At 67.5% G+C, this 14,408-nt stretch carries 15 protein-coding genes; 11 read left to right on the plus strand and 4 right to left on the minus strand.

The genetic code is table 11. The features are described 5' to 3' along the window. The first annotated feature begins 639 nt into the window (after nucleotides 1-639). The 8 genes from ACYP33_RS22650 (at nucleotide 640) to ACYP33_RS22685 (ending at nucleotide 8,880) form a co-directional block, all read left to right on the plus strand. The gene (locus ACYP33_RS22650) at nucleotides 640-2,871 is read left to right on the plus strand and encodes a TonB-dependent receptor (protein WP_459624011.1); all 2,232 of its coding nucleotides are present in this window, start codon (nucleotides 640-642) and stop codon (nucleotides 2,869-2,871) included. Nucleotides 2,872-2,884: 13 nt separating this feature from the next. Further along, on the plus strand, nucleotides 2,885-3,676 hold the full coding sequence (locus ACYP33_RS22655; protein WP_459624012.1) for an ABC transporter ATP-binding protein: 792 nt from the start codon (nucleotides 2,885-2,887) through the stop codon (nucleotides 3,674-3,676). Between the two features lie 4 nt (nucleotides 3,677-3,680). After that, the gene (locus ACYP33_RS22660; RefSeq protein ID WP_459624013.1) at nucleotides 3,681-4,694 is read left to right on the plus strand and encodes an ABC transporter substrate-binding protein; all 1,014 of its coding nucleotides are present in this window, start codon (nucleotides 3,681-3,683) and stop codon (nucleotides 4,692-4,694) included. Nucleotides 4,695-4,697: 3 nt separating this feature from the next. After that, nucleotides 4,698-5,729: a FecCD family ABC transporter permease gene (locus ACYP33_RS22665; RefSeq protein WP_459624014.1), complete on the plus strand. Its 1,032-nt coding sequence runs from the start codon at nucleotides 4,698-4,700 to the stop codon at nucleotides 5,727-5,729. A 187-nt stretch (nucleotides 5,730-5,916) separates the two neighbouring features. Further along, nucleotides 5,917-6,594, plus strand: coding sequence for a hypothetical protein (locus ACYP33_RS22670; RefSeq protein ID WP_414441458.1), 678 nt, complete (start codon nucleotides 5,917-5,919; stop codon nucleotides 6,592-6,594). A gap of 93 nt (nucleotides 6,595-6,687) precedes the next feature. Continuing rightward, nucleotides 6,688-6,885: a YqaE/Pmp3 family membrane protein gene (locus tag ACYP33_RS22675; RefSeq protein ID WP_414441459.1), complete on the plus strand. Its 198-nt coding sequence runs from the start codon at nucleotides 6,688-6,690 to the stop codon at nucleotides 6,883-6,885. Between the two features lie 109 nt (nucleotides 6,886-6,994). Next, nucleotides 6,995-8,419 (plus strand): DEAD/DEAH box helicase, encoded by a 1,425-nt coding sequence (locus ACYP33_RS22680; RefSeq protein WP_414448006.1) that lies wholly within the window; start codon nucleotides 6,995-6,997, stop codon nucleotides 8,417-8,419. Nucleotides 8,420-8,496: 77 nt separating this feature from the next. Next, on the plus strand, nucleotides 8,497-8,880 hold the full coding sequence (locus ACYP33_RS22685) for an ATP-dependent protease (protein WP_459624015.1): 384 nt from the start codon (nucleotides 8,497-8,499) through the stop codon (nucleotides 8,878-8,880). Between the two features lie 171 nt (nucleotides 8,881-9,051). On the opposite strand, the gene ACYP33_RS22690 is transcribed toward ACYP33_RS22685, so the two are convergent. Further along, a complete protein-coding gene (locus ACYP33_RS22690; RefSeq protein WP_459624016.1) occupies nucleotides 9,052-9,825 on the minus strand; it encodes an SDR family oxidoreductase in 774 nt (257 codons plus the stop codon). Nucleotides 9,826-9,932: 107 nt separating this feature from the next. Between ACYP33_RS22690 and ACYP33_RS22695 the strand changes: the two genes are divergently transcribed. Both ACYP33_RS22695 and ACYP33_RS22700 read left to right on the plus strand, forming a co-directional pair. Further along, nucleotides 9,933-10,361, plus strand: coding sequence for a winged helix-turn-helix transcriptional regulator (locus ACYP33_RS22695; RefSeq protein WP_459624017.1), 429 nt, complete (start codon nucleotides 9,933-9,935; stop codon nucleotides 10,359-10,361). Nucleotides 10,362-10,465: 104 nt separating this feature from the next. Beyond that, complete coding sequence (locus tag ACYP33_RS22700; RefSeq protein WP_459624075.1) at nucleotides 10,466-10,657, plus strand: helix-turn-helix domain-containing protein; 192 nt, start codon at nucleotides 10,466-10,468, stop codon at nucleotides 10,655-10,657. Between the two features lie 19 nt (nucleotides 10,658-10,676). On the opposite strand, the gene ACYP33_RS22705 is transcribed toward ACYP33_RS22700, so the two are convergent. Together ACYP33_RS22705 and ACYP33_RS22710 are read right to left on the minus strand one after the other, a co-directional pair. Further along, on the minus strand, nucleotides 10,677-11,153 hold the full coding sequence (locus ACYP33_RS22705) for a hypothetical protein (protein ID WP_414441465.1): 477 nt from the start codon (nucleotides 11,151-11,153) through the stop codon (nucleotides 10,677-10,679). 415 nt (nucleotides 11,154-11,568) lie between these two features. Next, nucleotides 11,569-12,150 carry a TetR/AcrR family transcriptional regulator gene (locus tag ACYP33_RS22710; RefSeq protein WP_459624018.1) on the minus strand — a complete coding sequence of 194 codons (582 nt, stop codon included), beginning with the start codon at nucleotides 12,148-12,150 and terminating at the stop codon, nucleotides 11,569-11,571. Nucleotides 12,151-12,292: 142 nt separating this feature from the next. On the opposite strand from ACYP33_RS22710, the gene ACYP33_RS22715 reads away from it, so the two are divergent. Beyond that, on the plus strand, nucleotides 12,293-13,288 hold the full coding sequence (locus tag ACYP33_RS22715) for an aldo/keto reductase (RefSeq protein WP_414448001.1): 996 nt from the start codon (nucleotides 12,293-12,295) through the stop codon (nucleotides 13,286-13,288). Between the two features lie 184 nt (nucleotides 13,289-13,472). Here ACYP33_RS22715 and ACYP33_RS22720 read toward each other — a convergent pair whose 3' ends face one another. Beyond that, nucleotides 13,473-14,315 carry a LysR family transcriptional regulator gene (locus tag ACYP33_RS22720; RefSeq protein ID WP_459624019.1) on the minus strand — a complete coding sequence of 281 codons (843 nt, stop codon included), beginning with the start codon at nucleotides 14,313-14,315 and terminating at the stop codon, nucleotides 13,473-13,475. Between the last annotated feature and the right edge of the window lie 93 nt (nucleotides 14,316-14,408).

Below are 14,408 nucleotides of genomic sequence, written 5' to 3' on the forward strand. Positions count from 1 at the left end.
ATTGCGAGTGCAGCATCATAGCTGTTGCTTGCGCCGATTCGGGGCCATAGAAAACGAAAACGCCGCGAAATCCCTCGATTTAACAATTGATCTCGCGCGCAATGGTGGTTTTTCGCCACGTCCGCCGATTGTCGGCGCTTGCGGCCCCGTTTCTGTTCCCCCAGAATGGCGGCCGCCTAGCTTGGAAGCGGGTGCAAATCCCGCGCGGTCGCGCCACTGTGACCGGTCGTGCCGTCGCCCGACGGCCGTGCCGGAAGTCAGACCTGAGCTTCGCCTTGTCCATTCGTTTGTCCAACGGGGCGCGAAACCCCAGGAGATTTCCGCGTGATCCAAGCTGTCCGATATCGCGACGCCCGCCCTTCGTGCGCGCGCCGCGCCGATGTGTTTCCTGTCGTGTCGCGTGTTTCCCGTGTGTGCGTGCCGGCCAGCCGGGCCGATGGCCTTGGCCGCCGTGCGAGGCATGGTGGCTCGGCGGTCTAGCCGATCAGCCGGATTCGTCGTCATCGCGTCGTATCGCCTGCGATGACGGAGGCGAATCGCCATGCCCGTTCCGTCACCTTTCGCACCGGCCGGCGGCCGCGCCTCGATGCGCGCAGCCCGGCTCCGGTGCGCCCGCTACACGCCGACACCCCGACAACCATGAAACGCACGTTCCGCATCCATTCCACCCACGCGCCGCGCGCGGCCTCCCGTCACGCCTGCGCCGGCGTGGTCGCCGTCGCCTCGCTGCTCGGCGCGCCGCGCGTCGTGCTGGCCGACGAGGCCGCCCCGGCGCAGCCTTCGTCGGCATCGTCGGCCGCGTCCGCGCGGCGCGACGGCGCCACCGCCTTGCCGGCCGTCACCGTGGGCGCGTCGCGCGCGGCCACCGCCGGGTCCGATCTCGGCACGCCGGTCGCCGCCGGCAGCCGGCTCGGGCTGTCGAGCCTCGACACGCCCGCCAGCGTCGAGACGCTGTCCGGCGACCGCGTGCGCGAACGCGGCGACACCACCGTGCTCGACGCCGTCACGCGCGCGGCCGGCTTCGCCGCCGACGGCGCGCCCGGCAACGGCGGCACGGCGATGTCGGTGCGCGGCTTCAGCGGCCCCGAATCGGTCACGACGCTGTACGACGGCACGCGCATGATGGTCGGCGCGGGCACCGTGACGTTCCCGGCCGACACCTGGCAGGTGGATCGCATCGAGGTGTTGCGCGGGCCGGCCTCGGTGCTGTACGGCGAGGGCGGCATCGGCGGCGTGATCAACGTGGTGCCGAAGGCGCCGCAGCGCGAGCGCTCGACCACCGTGCTGGTGGGCGCGGGCAGCTACGGCGAGAAACGCGTGGCGCTCGACACCACCGGTGCGCTCGGGCCGATGCTGTCGTACCGCTTCTACGTCAACGACGACCGCCAGAACGGCTGGGTGCCGCGCGGCGAATCGCACATCACGTCGGTGGGCGGCGCGCTCAAGCTCGACGTCGATCCGGCGCTGTCGTTTTCGCTCGACTACGATTTCGCGCGCCAGAAACCGATGACCTATTTCGGCGTGCCGACCGAGGGCGGCGCGCTGAACCCGGCGTTCGCGCGGCAGAACTACAACGTCGGCGACGCATCGATTTCGTATTTCGACCGCTGGGCGCGCCTGGGCGCCACCTGGCGCGCCGCGCCCGGCGTGACGGTGCGCAACAGCCTGTACGGCATGCTGACCGACCGCCACTGGCACGATTCGGAAAGCTACGCGTTGCAGAACGACGGCTCGGTGCTGCGCAGCGACTACATCGAGATCACGCACCACGAGCGGCAGGTGGGCGACCGGCTCGACGCCACGTTCGACGGCCATCTGGCGGGCCGCCAGAACCGGCTGGTGGTGGGCGCGGAGTTCAACGACGTGACGTTCGTGGATGGCAGCAACACGCCGTTCAGCGGGCAATCGGTGGTGCCCGCGTTCGGCTTCGATCCGGGCGTGTTCGCCAGCCCTGACGCCACCGTGCCGGTGTTCCGCACGCACACGCGCCAGGCCGGCGTGTTCGCCGAGGATCGCGTGGAACTGAGCGACCGGCTGTCGTGGATCTCGGGCCTGCGCTACGACTACATCGATTTCCACCGCGACACGTTCGCCACCGCCACGGCCGGCGCGTCGTCGTTCGACAAGACCTTCGGCCACACGAGCTGGCGCACCGGGCTGGTATTCTCGCTGACGCCCGACGTCTCGCTGTACGGCCAGTACACCACCGGCACCGACGGCGTCGGCTCGCTGATCACGCTGTCGAAGTCGAGCAGCGCGTTCAACCTGTCGACCGGCGAGCAGTGGGAGGCGGGGCTCAAGCAGGCGTTCGCGGGCGGGCGTGGGTCGTGGACGCTGGCGTTCTACCAGATCGTCAAGCGCAACCTCCTGAGCGCCGATCCGCAAAACCCGGGGCAGACGATCCAGGTGGGCAAGCAATCGTCGCGCGGCGTGGAATGGACCGGCGCGCTGCGATTGCCGCACGGCCTGTCGATCGATGCGAACGCGACGTTCCTGCGCGCGCGCTACGACAACTTCGACGAATCGGTGGGCGGCGCGAGCGTATCGCGCGCCGGCAACGTGCCGATCAACATCCCGCAGCAGACCGCCAACCTCTGGGTGGACTGGGCCTTCACGCCGGGCTGGCGCGCGGGCGCGGGCCTGCGCTATGTCGGCCGTCGCTACGGCGACACCGCCAACAGCGTGCATCTGCCGTCGTACACGCTGCTCGACGCCTCGGCGTCGTGGCGCGCCACCAAGGACCTGACCGTGTCGCTGTATCTGCACAACCTGACCAACCGCGTCTACGCGGAAACCAGCCAGAACGACGGCGGCGAATGGCTGCTCGGCGCGCCGCGCTCGGGCGGCGTGACCGCCACGCTGAAATTCTGAACGAGGACGCGTGATGAGCGAGCTGCGCATCGATGGCCTGAGCTGGACGCCCGACGGCGCGGCCGGGGCGGCGCGCGCGCTGCTGCGGCGGATCGCGCTCGATGCGCGGCCCGGCGAACTGGTCGGGCTGATCGGCCCGAACGGCAGCGGCAAGACCAGCGTGCTGCGCTGCGCGTTCCGCTACGAGCGCCCGCACGCGGGCCGCGTGACGGTGGGCGGCGAGGACGTGTGGGCCTTGAGCGCCCGCCAGGCCGCGCGGCGCATCGCCGTGGTGCTGCAGGACCCGCCCGACGAGTTCGGGCTGACGGTCGGGCAGGTGGTGGCGATGGGGCGCACGCCGCACAAGCGCATGCTCGACGGCGATACGGCCGAGGATGTCGCGCGCATCGCGCGGGCGCTGGCCGACGTCGGGCTGGCCGATGCGCAGGCGCGCGCGTTCGCCACGCTGTCGGGCGGCGAGCGGCAGCGCGCGTTGCTGGCGCGCGCGCTGGTGCAGTCGCCCGAGTTGCTGATGCTCGACGAGCCGACCAACCACCTCGACCCGCGCCACCAGATCGCGCTGCTCGCGCTCGTGAAGCGGCTGCGCATCACCACGCTGGCCACCCTTCACGACCTGAACCTCGCCGCCGCGTTCTGCGACCGGCTGTTCGTGCTGGCCGACGGCGAGATCGTCGCGCAGGGCACGCCCGAGGCGGTGCTGACCGCGCCGCTGCTGAAGGCCGTGTACGGCGTGGATGCGCTGGTGGACCGGCATCCGCGCGGCGGCTACCCGCGCGTCACGTTGATCATCGATGAGGAAAACTGACGAAATGAAGACCGCGCCGATGAGGCCGCGCGCCCGGCGGATTCGCCATGCCGCCCATGCCGTTTGTACTGCCGCGCTGCTGACGAGCCTGCCCGCGTTCGCGGCCGGCCATTACCCGGTGACCGTGCACAGCTGCAACCGCAGCGTGACGTTCACGCAGGCGCCCGCGCATGCCGTCAGCAACGACGTAAACCTGACCGAGATGATGCTCGCGCTCGGCCTGCGCGACCGGATGGCGGGCTACACCGGCATCGGCGGCTGGAAGACCGCCACGCCCGCGCTGCGCGCGCAACTGGCCGGGCTGCCCGAATTGGCGCGCCAGTACCCGGCGCTGGAGACGTTGCTCGCGGCCGGTGCCGATCTGTACGTAGCCGGTTGGAACTACGGGATGCGGGTGGGTGGGCCGGTCACGCCCGATTCGCTGGCGCGCTTCGGCATCGCGTCCTACGAGTTGACCGAATCGTGCTCGCACATCATGCCGCGCCCGCCCGCATCGTTCGACGACGTGTATGCCGACCTGCGCAATCTCGGCGCGATCTTCGACGTCGCGCCGCGCGCCGCGCAGGCGATCGCCGCGATGCAGGCGCGCGTGGCCGCGGTGGCGCATGTGCTCGGGCCGCGCGTCGAGCCGGTGCGCGTGTTCGTCTACGACAGCGGCGGCGACAAGCCCTTCACCGCCGGCCGCTACGCCATGCCCGACGCGTTGATCCGCGCGGCAGGCGGCGTCAACGTGATGGACGACCTCGCGCAAAGCTGGGCGGCGGTCGGCTGGGAAAGCGTGGTGGCGCGCGATCCGCAGGCGATCGTGATCGTCGATTACGGCGCGCAGACGGCCGCCCAGAAGATCGCCTATCTCACTGGCAACCCGGCGCTGGCGAACGTCGCCGCGATTCGCGCGCGAAGGTTCGTCGTGCTGCCGTACGACGAGGCCACGCCCGGCGTGCGCAACGCGGAGGCCGTCGACACGCTCGCGCGCGGCCTGCATCCTGCCGCGTTCGCGGCGCCGGGCGGGAAGTAAGCGATGACGCGACAGGCGACGATGGGCGCGGCGGGGCGCATGCGGGCCGTGGGCTGGATCGGCGGGGTGTTGCTGCTCGCGTCGATGCTGATCGCCACCGGCCTCGGGCCGGTGGCGATCGCGCCCGGCACGGTGGCGCGCGTGCTGCTCGCCCACGTCGGCGGTCATGCGGCGGCCGGTGTCGCGCCCGGCATCGATACGATCGTCTGGTTGATCCGGCTGCCGCGCGTGCTGCTCGGCGCGCTGGTGGGCGCCACGCTGGCGATGGTCGGCGTGGCGCTGCAGGCCGCCACCGGCAACCGGATGGTCGATCCGCATCTGCTCGGCGTCAGTTCCGGCGCGTCGCTCGGGGCGGTGGCGGCCACCGTCTGGTTCGGCGCGGCGTTCGGCTGGCTCACGCTGTCGGTGTTCGCGTTTGCCGGTGCGCTGGCCGCCACCGCGCTGGTGATCGTGCTGGGCGCGCGGGCCGGGCGGCTCGATTCGTCGCGGCTGTTGTTGTCGGGCGTGGCCGTGTCGTTCGCGATGATGGCGATGGCCAATCTGCTGATCTATCTCGGCGACCCGCGCGCGGCGCAGTCGGTGCTGTTCTGGATGCTCGGCGGTCTTGGCCTCGCGCGTTGGGCATTGCTGGCCGTGCCGGCCGTGTGCCTCGCGGCGGGTGCGTTGTTGCTGATCGGACGGCGGCGCGAGCTGAACGCGCTGACCAGCGGCGACGTGGCCGCCGCCGCGCTCGGCGTGGATGTCTCGGCGCGGCGGCGCGAGCTGTTCGTGGTCTGCTCGCTGCTGACCGCCGCCACGGTGGCCGTCAGCGGGGCGATCGGCTTTGTCGGGCTGGTGGTGCCGCACGTGTGCCGCCGCCTGTTCGGCGCCGAGCACGGGCGGCTGCTGCCGCTGGCGGGGCTGGGCGGCGCGATCGCGCTGGTGTGGGCCGACGTGCTGGCGCGCACGCTGATTGCGCCCGACGACCTGCCGATCGGCGTGATCACCGCGCTGATCGGCGGCGCGCTGCTGGTGGCGTTGGTGCGGCGCGGCTGACGCTCGCGGAGGCAGCTTCGCCGTGCCGGATCGTACGACACCGAAATGTCAAACCATTCGATGAAATGCGCGGGTTTTCTCCTCCATACCGGGGCAATCGGTCAATGGATCGGCGGCTATAGTCTCGCCGATTGTTGTGAACTGCGAAATAAATCCAGTTCGATTCGCCCCGTTGAGGAATGATCCGATGAATGTCCCGCGTTTCAACCGGCTGTGCGCGCTTGCTGCGCTGGCCGCCTTAGCGTTCGGCTGCCAGGCTGCGCGCGCCCAATCCAACGAGGTGTATGGCGGCGTCGGCACCGACGGCGTCAGCGTCGGCGTCGGCCACGCGTTCAACTCGTACACCGCGCTGCGCGGTGAAGTGGGCGGCTTCGCGCTGTCGCACAAGTTCTCGTCGGACGGGCAGGACTACAACGCGCATGTGCGGCTGATTCATGGCGGCGTGTTCGCCGACGTGTTCCCGTTCCCCACGCACGTGCCGCTGCACCTGACGGTGGGCGCGCTGATCGGCGGCGACCAGATAACGGGCGAGGCCGAGCCGGGCGCCAACGGCACCTACCGCCTCAACGGCGTGACCGTGCCGGGCTTCGGCCAGACGGTTTCCGCCAAGCTCAAGTGGCCGACCGTGCGGCCTTACATCGGCTTCGGTTTCGGCCATAGCCCGACCGGCAAGGCCGGGTTGTCGGTGGCTGCCGACATCGGCGTGGCCTATGGCACGCCGCACGTCAGCTTCGACGTGCCCCCGCTGGTCGCGACCGCGGCCGGCGCGAACAACGTGGCGGCGGCCGAGCAGCAACTGCGCGACAAGGCGCACGACCTGCGCTTCTATCCGGTGGTGAAGGTGGTGATGACCGATCGCTTCTGATTGCGAAGCATCGGATCACGAAGCGATGGCGGATTCCGGGCCGGCCCGAGGCGGTTGACGTAACATCGATGCACTTCACTCTGGAGCGAATCGATGCGCCTCGTCCTTGCCATTCTGTTGCCGTGGTTTCAGTTCTTCACGATCGGCCGGCCGTTCGCCGGGATCATCTGCCTGCTGCTGCAGATCACTATCATCGGCTGGCTGCCGGCCGCGATCTGGTCGGTGTATGCATTGAGCCAATACAACACCGATCGGAAGATCGCCAGGGCATTCGGCGGCCGCAACGATTGAGCGGCCGGGCGGCCCCGGCCTTCCGCCTTCGGCGGGCGGATTCGCGGCACGCCTGCCGCTGCCGGCGCGGCAACCGCTAGAATTGCGGTTTTCGCCCGGAACACCCCCCATGTCTTTTGCCTCGCTCGGCCTGATCGCACCGTTGCTGCGTAATGTGCAGGATCTCAATTACCAGACGCCCACCCCGGTGCAGGCCAAGGCGATTCCCGCCGTGCTCGGCGGCAAGGACGTCATGGCCGCGGCGCACACCGGCACCGGCAAGACGGCCGGTTTCGCGCTGCCGCTGCTGCAGCGGCTCGTGCAAAACGGCCCGGCCGTGTCCAGCAACCGTGTGCGCGTTCTGGTGCTGGTGCCCACGCGCGAACTGGCCGAACAACTGCTGCAGAGCTTCGCCGATTACGGCAAGGGGCTCGACCTGCGCTTCCTGGCCGCCTACGGCGGCGTGAGCATCAACCCGCAGATGATGAAGCTGCGCAAGGGCGTGGACGTGCTGGTCGCCACCCCGGGCCGCTTGCTCGATCTGAATCGCCAGAACGCCGTGCAGTTCGATCAGGTGCAGGCGCTGGTGCTCGACGAAGCCGACCGCATGCTCGATCTCGGCTTCTCGCGCGAACTGAACGCGGTGTTCGCGGCCTTGCCTGCGCAGCGCCAGACCTTGCTGTTCTCCGCCACGTTCACCGACGACATCCGCGCGATGGCCGCGAGCATTCTGCGCAACCCCGTCGACATCAGCGTCAGCCCGCCGAACACCACCGCTACCCGGATCAAGCAATGGGTGGTGACCGTGGACAAGCGCAACAAGCCCGACCTGTTCATGCACCTCGTGGCCAGGAACAAATGGAAGCACGCGCTGGTGTTCGTCAAGACGCGCAACGGTGTCGATTACCTGGCCGGCATGCTCGACGAGGCTGGTTATGCGGTCGACACCATTCACGGCGACAAGCCGCAGCCCGCGCGCCTGCGTGCGTTGGAGCGCTTCAAGACCGGCGAGGTGCAGATGCTGGTGGCCACCGACGTGGCGGCACGCGGGCTCGACATCGACGATCTGCCGCTCGTGATCAACGTCGATCTGCCGATCGTGGCGCAGGACTATGTGCACCGCATCGGCCGCACCGGCCGCGCGGGCGCGAGTGGCGTGGCGGTGTCGCTGGTGTGCGCGGATGAAGCGCCGTATCTGGCCGCGATCGAAGCGCTGATCGGGAAGACGCTGCCGCGCGAGGAGGAGCCGGGGTTTTTGGCCGAGCATCGCGTGCCGGAAACCAGCGCGGCGGGGCAGCTTATCAAGAAGCCCAAGAAACCGAAGAAGCCGAAGGGCGGGCAGGCGGCGGGTGTGGCGCCGGGTACCGGCTCCGGCGCGCAAGGGGATGCGGACGAGGCGTATGACTGGCGGTTGTTGGTCGGCAGCCCGTTCAGTACGCAGAAGCCGCGTGCGAAGGTGGCGGGGAAACCTTCTGCGAGGAAGCCTTCTGCGGCAGGCAAACCTTCGGCCGGGAAGCCGCAGGGGAAACCGGGTGGCGGGCGGGGGAAGCGTTGAGCGAGTGGCGCGGAGGCGCCGTGCGGGATTGGAAACGTGCTGCGCGATGATGCGGCGTGACGACTGTGAGAGATGAAATGACAACGACATTCGACGAAGCAACGATGGCGGCGATCGCCGCGTTTGCTCAACTGGACTTCGAAACGGCTGCGCAAACGATGCGCGCCGAAGCCGATTACGACTACGAACGCGATCAGTGGATCTCGCGCTTTATCGACGAGGCCGGCGGCGGCGAGGACGATTCGGAGTACGACGCACTGCATGCCGAAGCGCAGACGACGCCGGAATACGCGCAGTTCATGGACGGCGCGCGCAAGGAAATCCTGGAGTACTTCGGCGTGACCGAGGAACAACTGGATTGGGTGATCGTGTTGCGCGATGACGATAGCGATGCGCTGTGGGATGAGGTCAATCGGCAACGGACTGCGTTGGGGACGGGGGAGGTTCGGGGGGATCTTTGATTTTTTGCTTTCTGCGAACGGCCGCCCCGGGTCGAAGCCGCCAATCCGACCAATCCGGGCTTTCGGCTTTCGATCCGTTGCTCCCGTTCCTGCCCTTTCGCCACAACGACATCTCTTGTATCGGATTCGGCGTACGCGCAGGCGCAACATCGATTGCCGAAGCCACTCGTCTCAGGCTCCGGATGGTTTCGGACGGCCGAGCTTGACCATTTGCCGAAACATGAACTGCGGCGCAACGCGGCTGGCGATCTTCAGGACATTGCTCACACCAGGGCGAATCTCGAGTTTCCCGGCTTCGATACCTGCAATGGCGCGTTTCGCGAGCACGCCGACATTCATGCCTTTTTCATTTTTCATCGCCTCGGCAAACTCGCCTCGAAACAGCGGCGTTTCGGTGCCCGGGGGCGCCAATTCGACTACGGACACACCGGTGCCGGCCAACTGCGCCCGCAGGCACTGTGTATAGGCATGGAGTGCGGCTTTTGACGCGCTGTATATCGGCGCCGCGGGGAAGGGAATAAATGCCAGACCCGATGAAACATTCACGATCAAGCTGTTTTTCCGCCTCATGAGCAAGGGCAGGAAAGTTTGAACCATCCACATCGGGCCCTTCAAGTTTCCATCGATTTCAGTGGTCAGGTCACTCAACGGATACTGCCGATCCAGCCCGATGTTGCGCATCGTTCCCGCGTTGTTCACCAGGGTGTCCAACGCCGGGAACTGCTCGGATACGATTTTGTATATCGACGCGATATCCGCCGGATCGCTGACGTCGCTTTGAAAAGCATGCAGCCCCGGCACGGCACGCTGTGCATCTTTCAGCTTGCCCGGGTCCCTTCCGGTGACGATCACCGCATTGCCCTTGGCGATGAGTTGCCGTGCCAACTCCATGCCGATCCCGCTTGTTCCGCCGGTAATCAATACGGTTCTTCCTGTCATTTTCATGATGTCACTCCCTGTTTTGTCGAGCACGAGCGTAGTCTGCCCGGTACACTCTTCAAAAGAAAGAAGGCACCTGAAAGTTCTATACGTACCAAAAAGAGAGTGTGAAAGTGGAACGAGTCCCGGAGTTCACCAAGGAACAGATCGCCGCCGCGCAGTATTACGCGAGCCTGACACCGCCGATCGATCTTGATCCTCGCATCGCTTCGTTGGTCAGAGATCTCATCGGCCGCGTTGCCGACAAATGGACAATGCTGATCCTCGACACGCTCGCGGAAAAGTCGCCGCTGCGTTTCAGCCGACTTGGCGAATTGGTTGAGGGAATCAGCCAGAAAATGCTCACGCAAACCCTACGCGCGATGGAACGCGATGGCCTGGTGATACGGACGGTGTATCCGGTCGTGCCACCGAAGGTCGAATACAAACTCACCGACCTCGGGATCACATTGGGCGCTGCATTTTGCGGAGTCTGGGTGTGGGCGGCCAACAATCTGGACGCGGTGGAAAACGCGCGTCGAGATTTTGATCAACGGCCATGACGGCTGCAATAAAAAACCGCCCCGAAAGGCGGTTTTCCACGAAGCAACATCCCGACGAAACTCAAGCCGCGTAGCGCTGCTCCGAAGCCGCATCGCCGAGCGCGATCAGCCACGCGGTGCGCAAGATGGAGGATTTGCTCGGGCACCGGCTGTTCCAGCGCACCACGCGCGAGGTGAACGACATCGGGCATTACCTCGTGCATCCGCGCCGCCCGCATCGCCACGAGGCCTTCGAGACGTTCAAGGCGTGGCTGCTGACGGCGCTCGGCATCGAGGAGGGAGCGGCGCCCGCCTGAGCGCGAGCGCGCGGCCGGGCTACTTCGCCGCGCCCACCAGCGCGAACGCGTCGTACTTCGGATTGATCGGCGTGTGCGGCATGTGGTTGAGCGCTTCCTCGACGAGCGGCTCGCAGGCGCCGTAGTCCGAACCGATGCTGTCGCTGTGCGCCTGCGGGAAATTCACGGCCATCACCTTGCCGCCCCAGCGGTCGACCGTGGCCGTCATGGTGCATTTGCCCGCGCCGCCCACCTTCAGGTCGAGCAGCACGACGTTGAGGTCGAGCGCGGCGTCGGCGTTCGAGAAATTCCATTGCGCGGTCATGCGGTCGTCGGCGCCGCCGGTGCTGACGAGCTTCATCGTCTTGTCGGGAATGCCGACCGATTGCACGAGGTCGAGGATGTTGGCGCCGACCAGTTTGCCGTCCTGGACTTCGCGTGCTTCGTGAGTGCGATAAGCGGCGCAGCCTGTCAGCGAGATGCAAAGCGCGGCGAGGGGAAGTGTCAGGATTCGCATGGGAAACCCTCCGGTTGGCGCATCGGGCAGCCGATGCGGGATTGACGGGGCGGCCGGGAGAATGCCGCCGGGCACGATGGCGGACGGTGCCACGAGACGACGCGCAACGCAGGCATTGCAAACGGCTTGCAGCGTGCTTGCACGAGGGAAATTGGTTGCGCGTACATGGACCTGAGCGAGCGGCGTGCGCAAAGTTCAGGGGAATGTGCGGCGTTTGCGTGACCGTTCCTTTCCTCGGCGGCGGCAGCGCGGCGAGGCGGTCGGTTAAGCAGGAATCGATCCTCGATCCAATGGATGTACGGACGTACGGGGGAGAAATGTAATCAGGTGACCTACGCGATGGCGGGGGCCTTTCGACCCGTTCGACCCGTTCGACCCGTTCGACCCGTTCGACCCGTTCGACCCGTTCGACCCGTCAGGCCGGCCACGCCTGCATGGCCACCGCCACCATCTCGAGCAGAGCCTGGCGGCTCGCGCCGGTGCGGGCGTCCGAGGCCATGCCCCAGCCCAGCACCATCAGATAGCGCGCCAGCGCTTCCGGGTTCGCGTCGGCGGCCAGGTCGCCCGCCTGCCGCGCCTGCTCGAAACGCGCGCGCAGGCGCGCGCGCCGCGCGTCGCGATGCCTGACCAACTCCTGCGCCATCAGGCTTTCCGGGCCACCGCCCGCCAGCGAGCAATTGAACGCCAGGCAGCCGGCCGGAAAGCCCGGCTCGGTGTACAGCTCGGCCCAGCGCGTCAGCATCTGCTCGGCCACTTCGCGGGCCGTCGCGCATTGCACCGCGTCTTCCGCGTATTGCAGGCGCGTCGCGCCGTAGCGCTCCAGCACGGTGCGAAACAACGCCTCCTTGCTGCCGAACGCGTGATAGAAGCTCGGCGGTGTGATGCCGAGCGCGCCCGTCAGGTCGGACAGCGAGGTGCCTTCGTAGCCCTGCCGCCAGAACAGGTCGGTGGCGGTGTCCACCGCGGCGTCGACATCGAATATGCGTGGCCGGATCATGCGTTTCCTTTCGTTTGCGGGCGTCGGGCTCAAATATAGCATTCAATATAAAACGTTTGACGACGGCTTCACGCTCGAAATATAGTGATCGATATATTTGCGAATCCATGGGGGATTCGCGGGTTTCCTCATGGAGGTGGTCATGCAGTTCACGCAACTGGGACGTACGGGTTTGTCGGTGTCGCGGCTGTGTCTGGGTACCGGCACGTTCGGGCACCAGACCGACGAGGCCGAATCGTTTCGCATCTTCGACGCGGCGGCCGAAGCCGGCGTGAACTTCATCGATACCGCGAACATGTACCCGGGCGGGGCGTTGCCGCACGAGGTGGGCAGTTCGGAGGAGATCACCGGGCGCTGGCTCAAGGACAAGCGCCAGCGCTTCATCCTGGCGACCAAGGGCGGCGCGCCGATGGGGCCGCTGCCGTGGGACCGGGGCGGCTCGCGCAAGCATCTGCTCGATGCGGTGGACGCGTCGCTGCGCCGCCTGAATACCGATTACGTCGATCTCTACCAGTTGCATGTGGACGACGCGACCACGCCGCTGGACGAGACGGTCGAGGCAATGGACGCCATCGTGCGCTCGGGCAAGGCGCGCTATATCGGCGTGTCGAATTACCTCGCGTATCGGCTCGCGCGCGCGATCGGCCGGCAGGAGCTGCTGCGGCTGACGCGGTTTGTTTCGGTGCAGCCGCGCTACAACCTGCTGTTTCGCGAGATCGAGCGCGAACTGCTGCCGCTGGCGCGCGAGGAAGGGCTGGCCGTCAATCCGTTCAACCCGCTGGCGGGCGGCCTGCTGACCGGCCGCTACCGGCAGAGCGACGATCCGGGCGCGGGCCGCTTCTCGCCGGAGATGGGCCAGTTCGGCGCGATGTACAAGAACCGCTATTGGCGCGACCGCGAGTTCGGCACGGTCGAGCAGGTGCAGGCGATGGCGCAGGCGGCCGGCGTGGCGTTGCCCACGCTTGGCGTGGCGTGGATTCTGGCGAACCCGGCGATCACGTCGGTGATTCTCGGGGCGAGCCGCCGCGAACAATTGGCCGATACGCTGGCCGCCGCCGATTACGCGTTGGAGCCTGCGCTCAAGGTGCAGCTCGATGAATTGACGGCGGTGTACCGGCAGGGCGACGCGGGGCGTTGAGCGTTGGTGACTGGGGTGTTTGGTTTTGAGCGCGTGAGGCTTTGCGTTGAGGTTGGCGCTTGGATTGGCGCAACCAGCACGGCCAGATGCGCCGTCATCGCACGCGCGGGCGGCCCCGGCTCGGCGCTGTCGTGGCGGCGCTCGGTGGTCGAATAAGATCGGCGTTCCGATCGCCGCTCAAATCTCAAATCCCCGCGACCAGCGCGCCCAGATGCGCCGTCATCGCACGCGCGGCCGGCCCCGGCTCGGCGCCGTCGTGACGGCGCTCGATGGTCGAATACGCGATCTCGGGCAACGGCGGCAGCGCGGTGCCCGCCAACACCGGCAGCCCCAACCCCGGCGCGGTGCGGCAGGCGATGCCGATGCCGGCTTCGCAGGCTGCGCGCAGCCCGTCGAGGCTCGGCGTGGTCAGCGCCACGCGCCAGGGCCGGCCCACCGCATCGAGCACGCGTTGCGCCGCCAGCAGGAACGGGCACGGCGGCGCGATGCTGATCAGCGGCACCACCTCGCCGTCGAGCAGGTTCGCATCGCCGAACCACTGCATCGGCAGGCGTGCGACCACGCTGCCGCCGAACGGCTCGCCGGCGCACAGCGCCACGTCGATGCGGTCCTCGCTCATCGCCTGCAGCAATTCCGCCGTGCTGCCGATCACGATCGTGAACGCCGCCTCGGGCGTGAGCGCGCGCACCTCGGCCAGCGTCGGCCGCAGCACGCCCGGCACGAAATCCTGCACCACGCCGATTCGCACCGGCGCCACCGCATCGGGCGCCAGTTCGGCGCGCGCCGCGTCGATGCGCCCGAGGATCGCGCGCGAATGCCACAACAGCAGGCCGCCGAACCCATTGAGCCGCAGCGCGCGGCCGTCGCGATCGAACAGCGCCTGCCCGACGATCGCTTCGAGACGCGAGATCTGCAGGCTGACCGCCGATTCGCTGCGCGCGATGCGCTGGGCCGCCGCCGCCAGCGAGCCGCAATCGACCACGGCCACGAAGGTGCGCAGCAAGGGGGAGGGGATGTCGGGAATCATGAGAAAAACTCAAATCTGGGCCGGTATGGAACGCAAGCAAGCTTGCGAATTCCTCAAATAATATGACAGCACCATCTTTTGAGGAGCAACACC

This window comes from Burkholderia sp. 3C (assembly GCF_054589155.1).

Bases quoted from the DNA above. Each gene is read 5' to 3' on its own strand.
- ACYP33_RS22650 (WP_459624011.1), top strand. From the start codon at position 640: ATGAAACGCACGTTCCGCATCCATTCCACCCACGCGCCGCGCGCGGCC.
- ACYP33_RS22655 (WP_459624012.1), top strand. From the start codon at position 2,885: ATGAGCGAGCTGCGCATCGATGGCCTGAGCTGGACGCCCGACGGCGCG.
- ACYP33_RS22660 (WP_459624013.1), top strand. From the start codon at position 3,681: ATGAAGACCGCGCCGATGAGGCCGCGCGCCCGGCGGATTCGCCATGCC.
- ACYP33_RS22665 (WP_459624014.1), top strand. From the start codon at position 4,698: ATGACGCGACAGGCGACGATGGGCGCGGCGGGGCGCATGCGGGCCGTG.
- ACYP33_RS22670 (WP_414441458.1), top strand. From the start codon at position 5,917: ATGAATGTCCCGCGTTTCAACCGGCTGTGCGCGCTTGCTGCGCTGGCC.
- ACYP33_RS22675 (WP_414441459.1), top strand. From the start codon at position 6,688: ATGCGCCTCGTCCTTGCCATTCTGTTGCCGTGGTTTCAGTTCTTCACG.
- ACYP33_RS22680 (WP_414448006.1), top strand. From the start codon at position 6,995: ATGTCTTTTGCCTCGCTCGGCCTGATCGCACCGTTGCTGCGTAATGTG.
- ACYP33_RS22685 (WP_459624015.1), top strand. From the start codon at position 8,497: ATGACAACGACATTCGACGAAGCAACGATGGCGGCGATCGCCGCGTTT.
- ACYP33_RS22690 (WP_459624016.1), bottom strand. From the start codon at position 9,825: ATGAAAATGACAGGAAGAACCGTATTGATTACCGGCGGAACAAGCGGG.
- ACYP33_RS22705 (WP_414441465.1), bottom strand. From the start codon at position 11,153: ATGCGAATCCTGACACTTCCCCTCGCCGCGCTTTGCATCTCGCTGACA.
- ACYP33_RS22710 (WP_459624018.1), bottom strand. From the start codon at position 12,150: ATGATCCGGCCACGCATATTCGATGTCGACGCCGCGGTGGACACCGCC.
- ACYP33_RS22715 (WP_414448001.1), top strand. From the start codon at position 12,293: ATGCAGTTCACGCAACTGGGACGTACGGGTTTGTCGGTGTCGCGGCTG.
- ACYP33_RS22720 (WP_459624019.1), bottom strand. From the start codon at position 14,315: ATGATTCCCGACATCCCCTCCCCCTTGCTGCGCACCTTCGTGGCCGTG.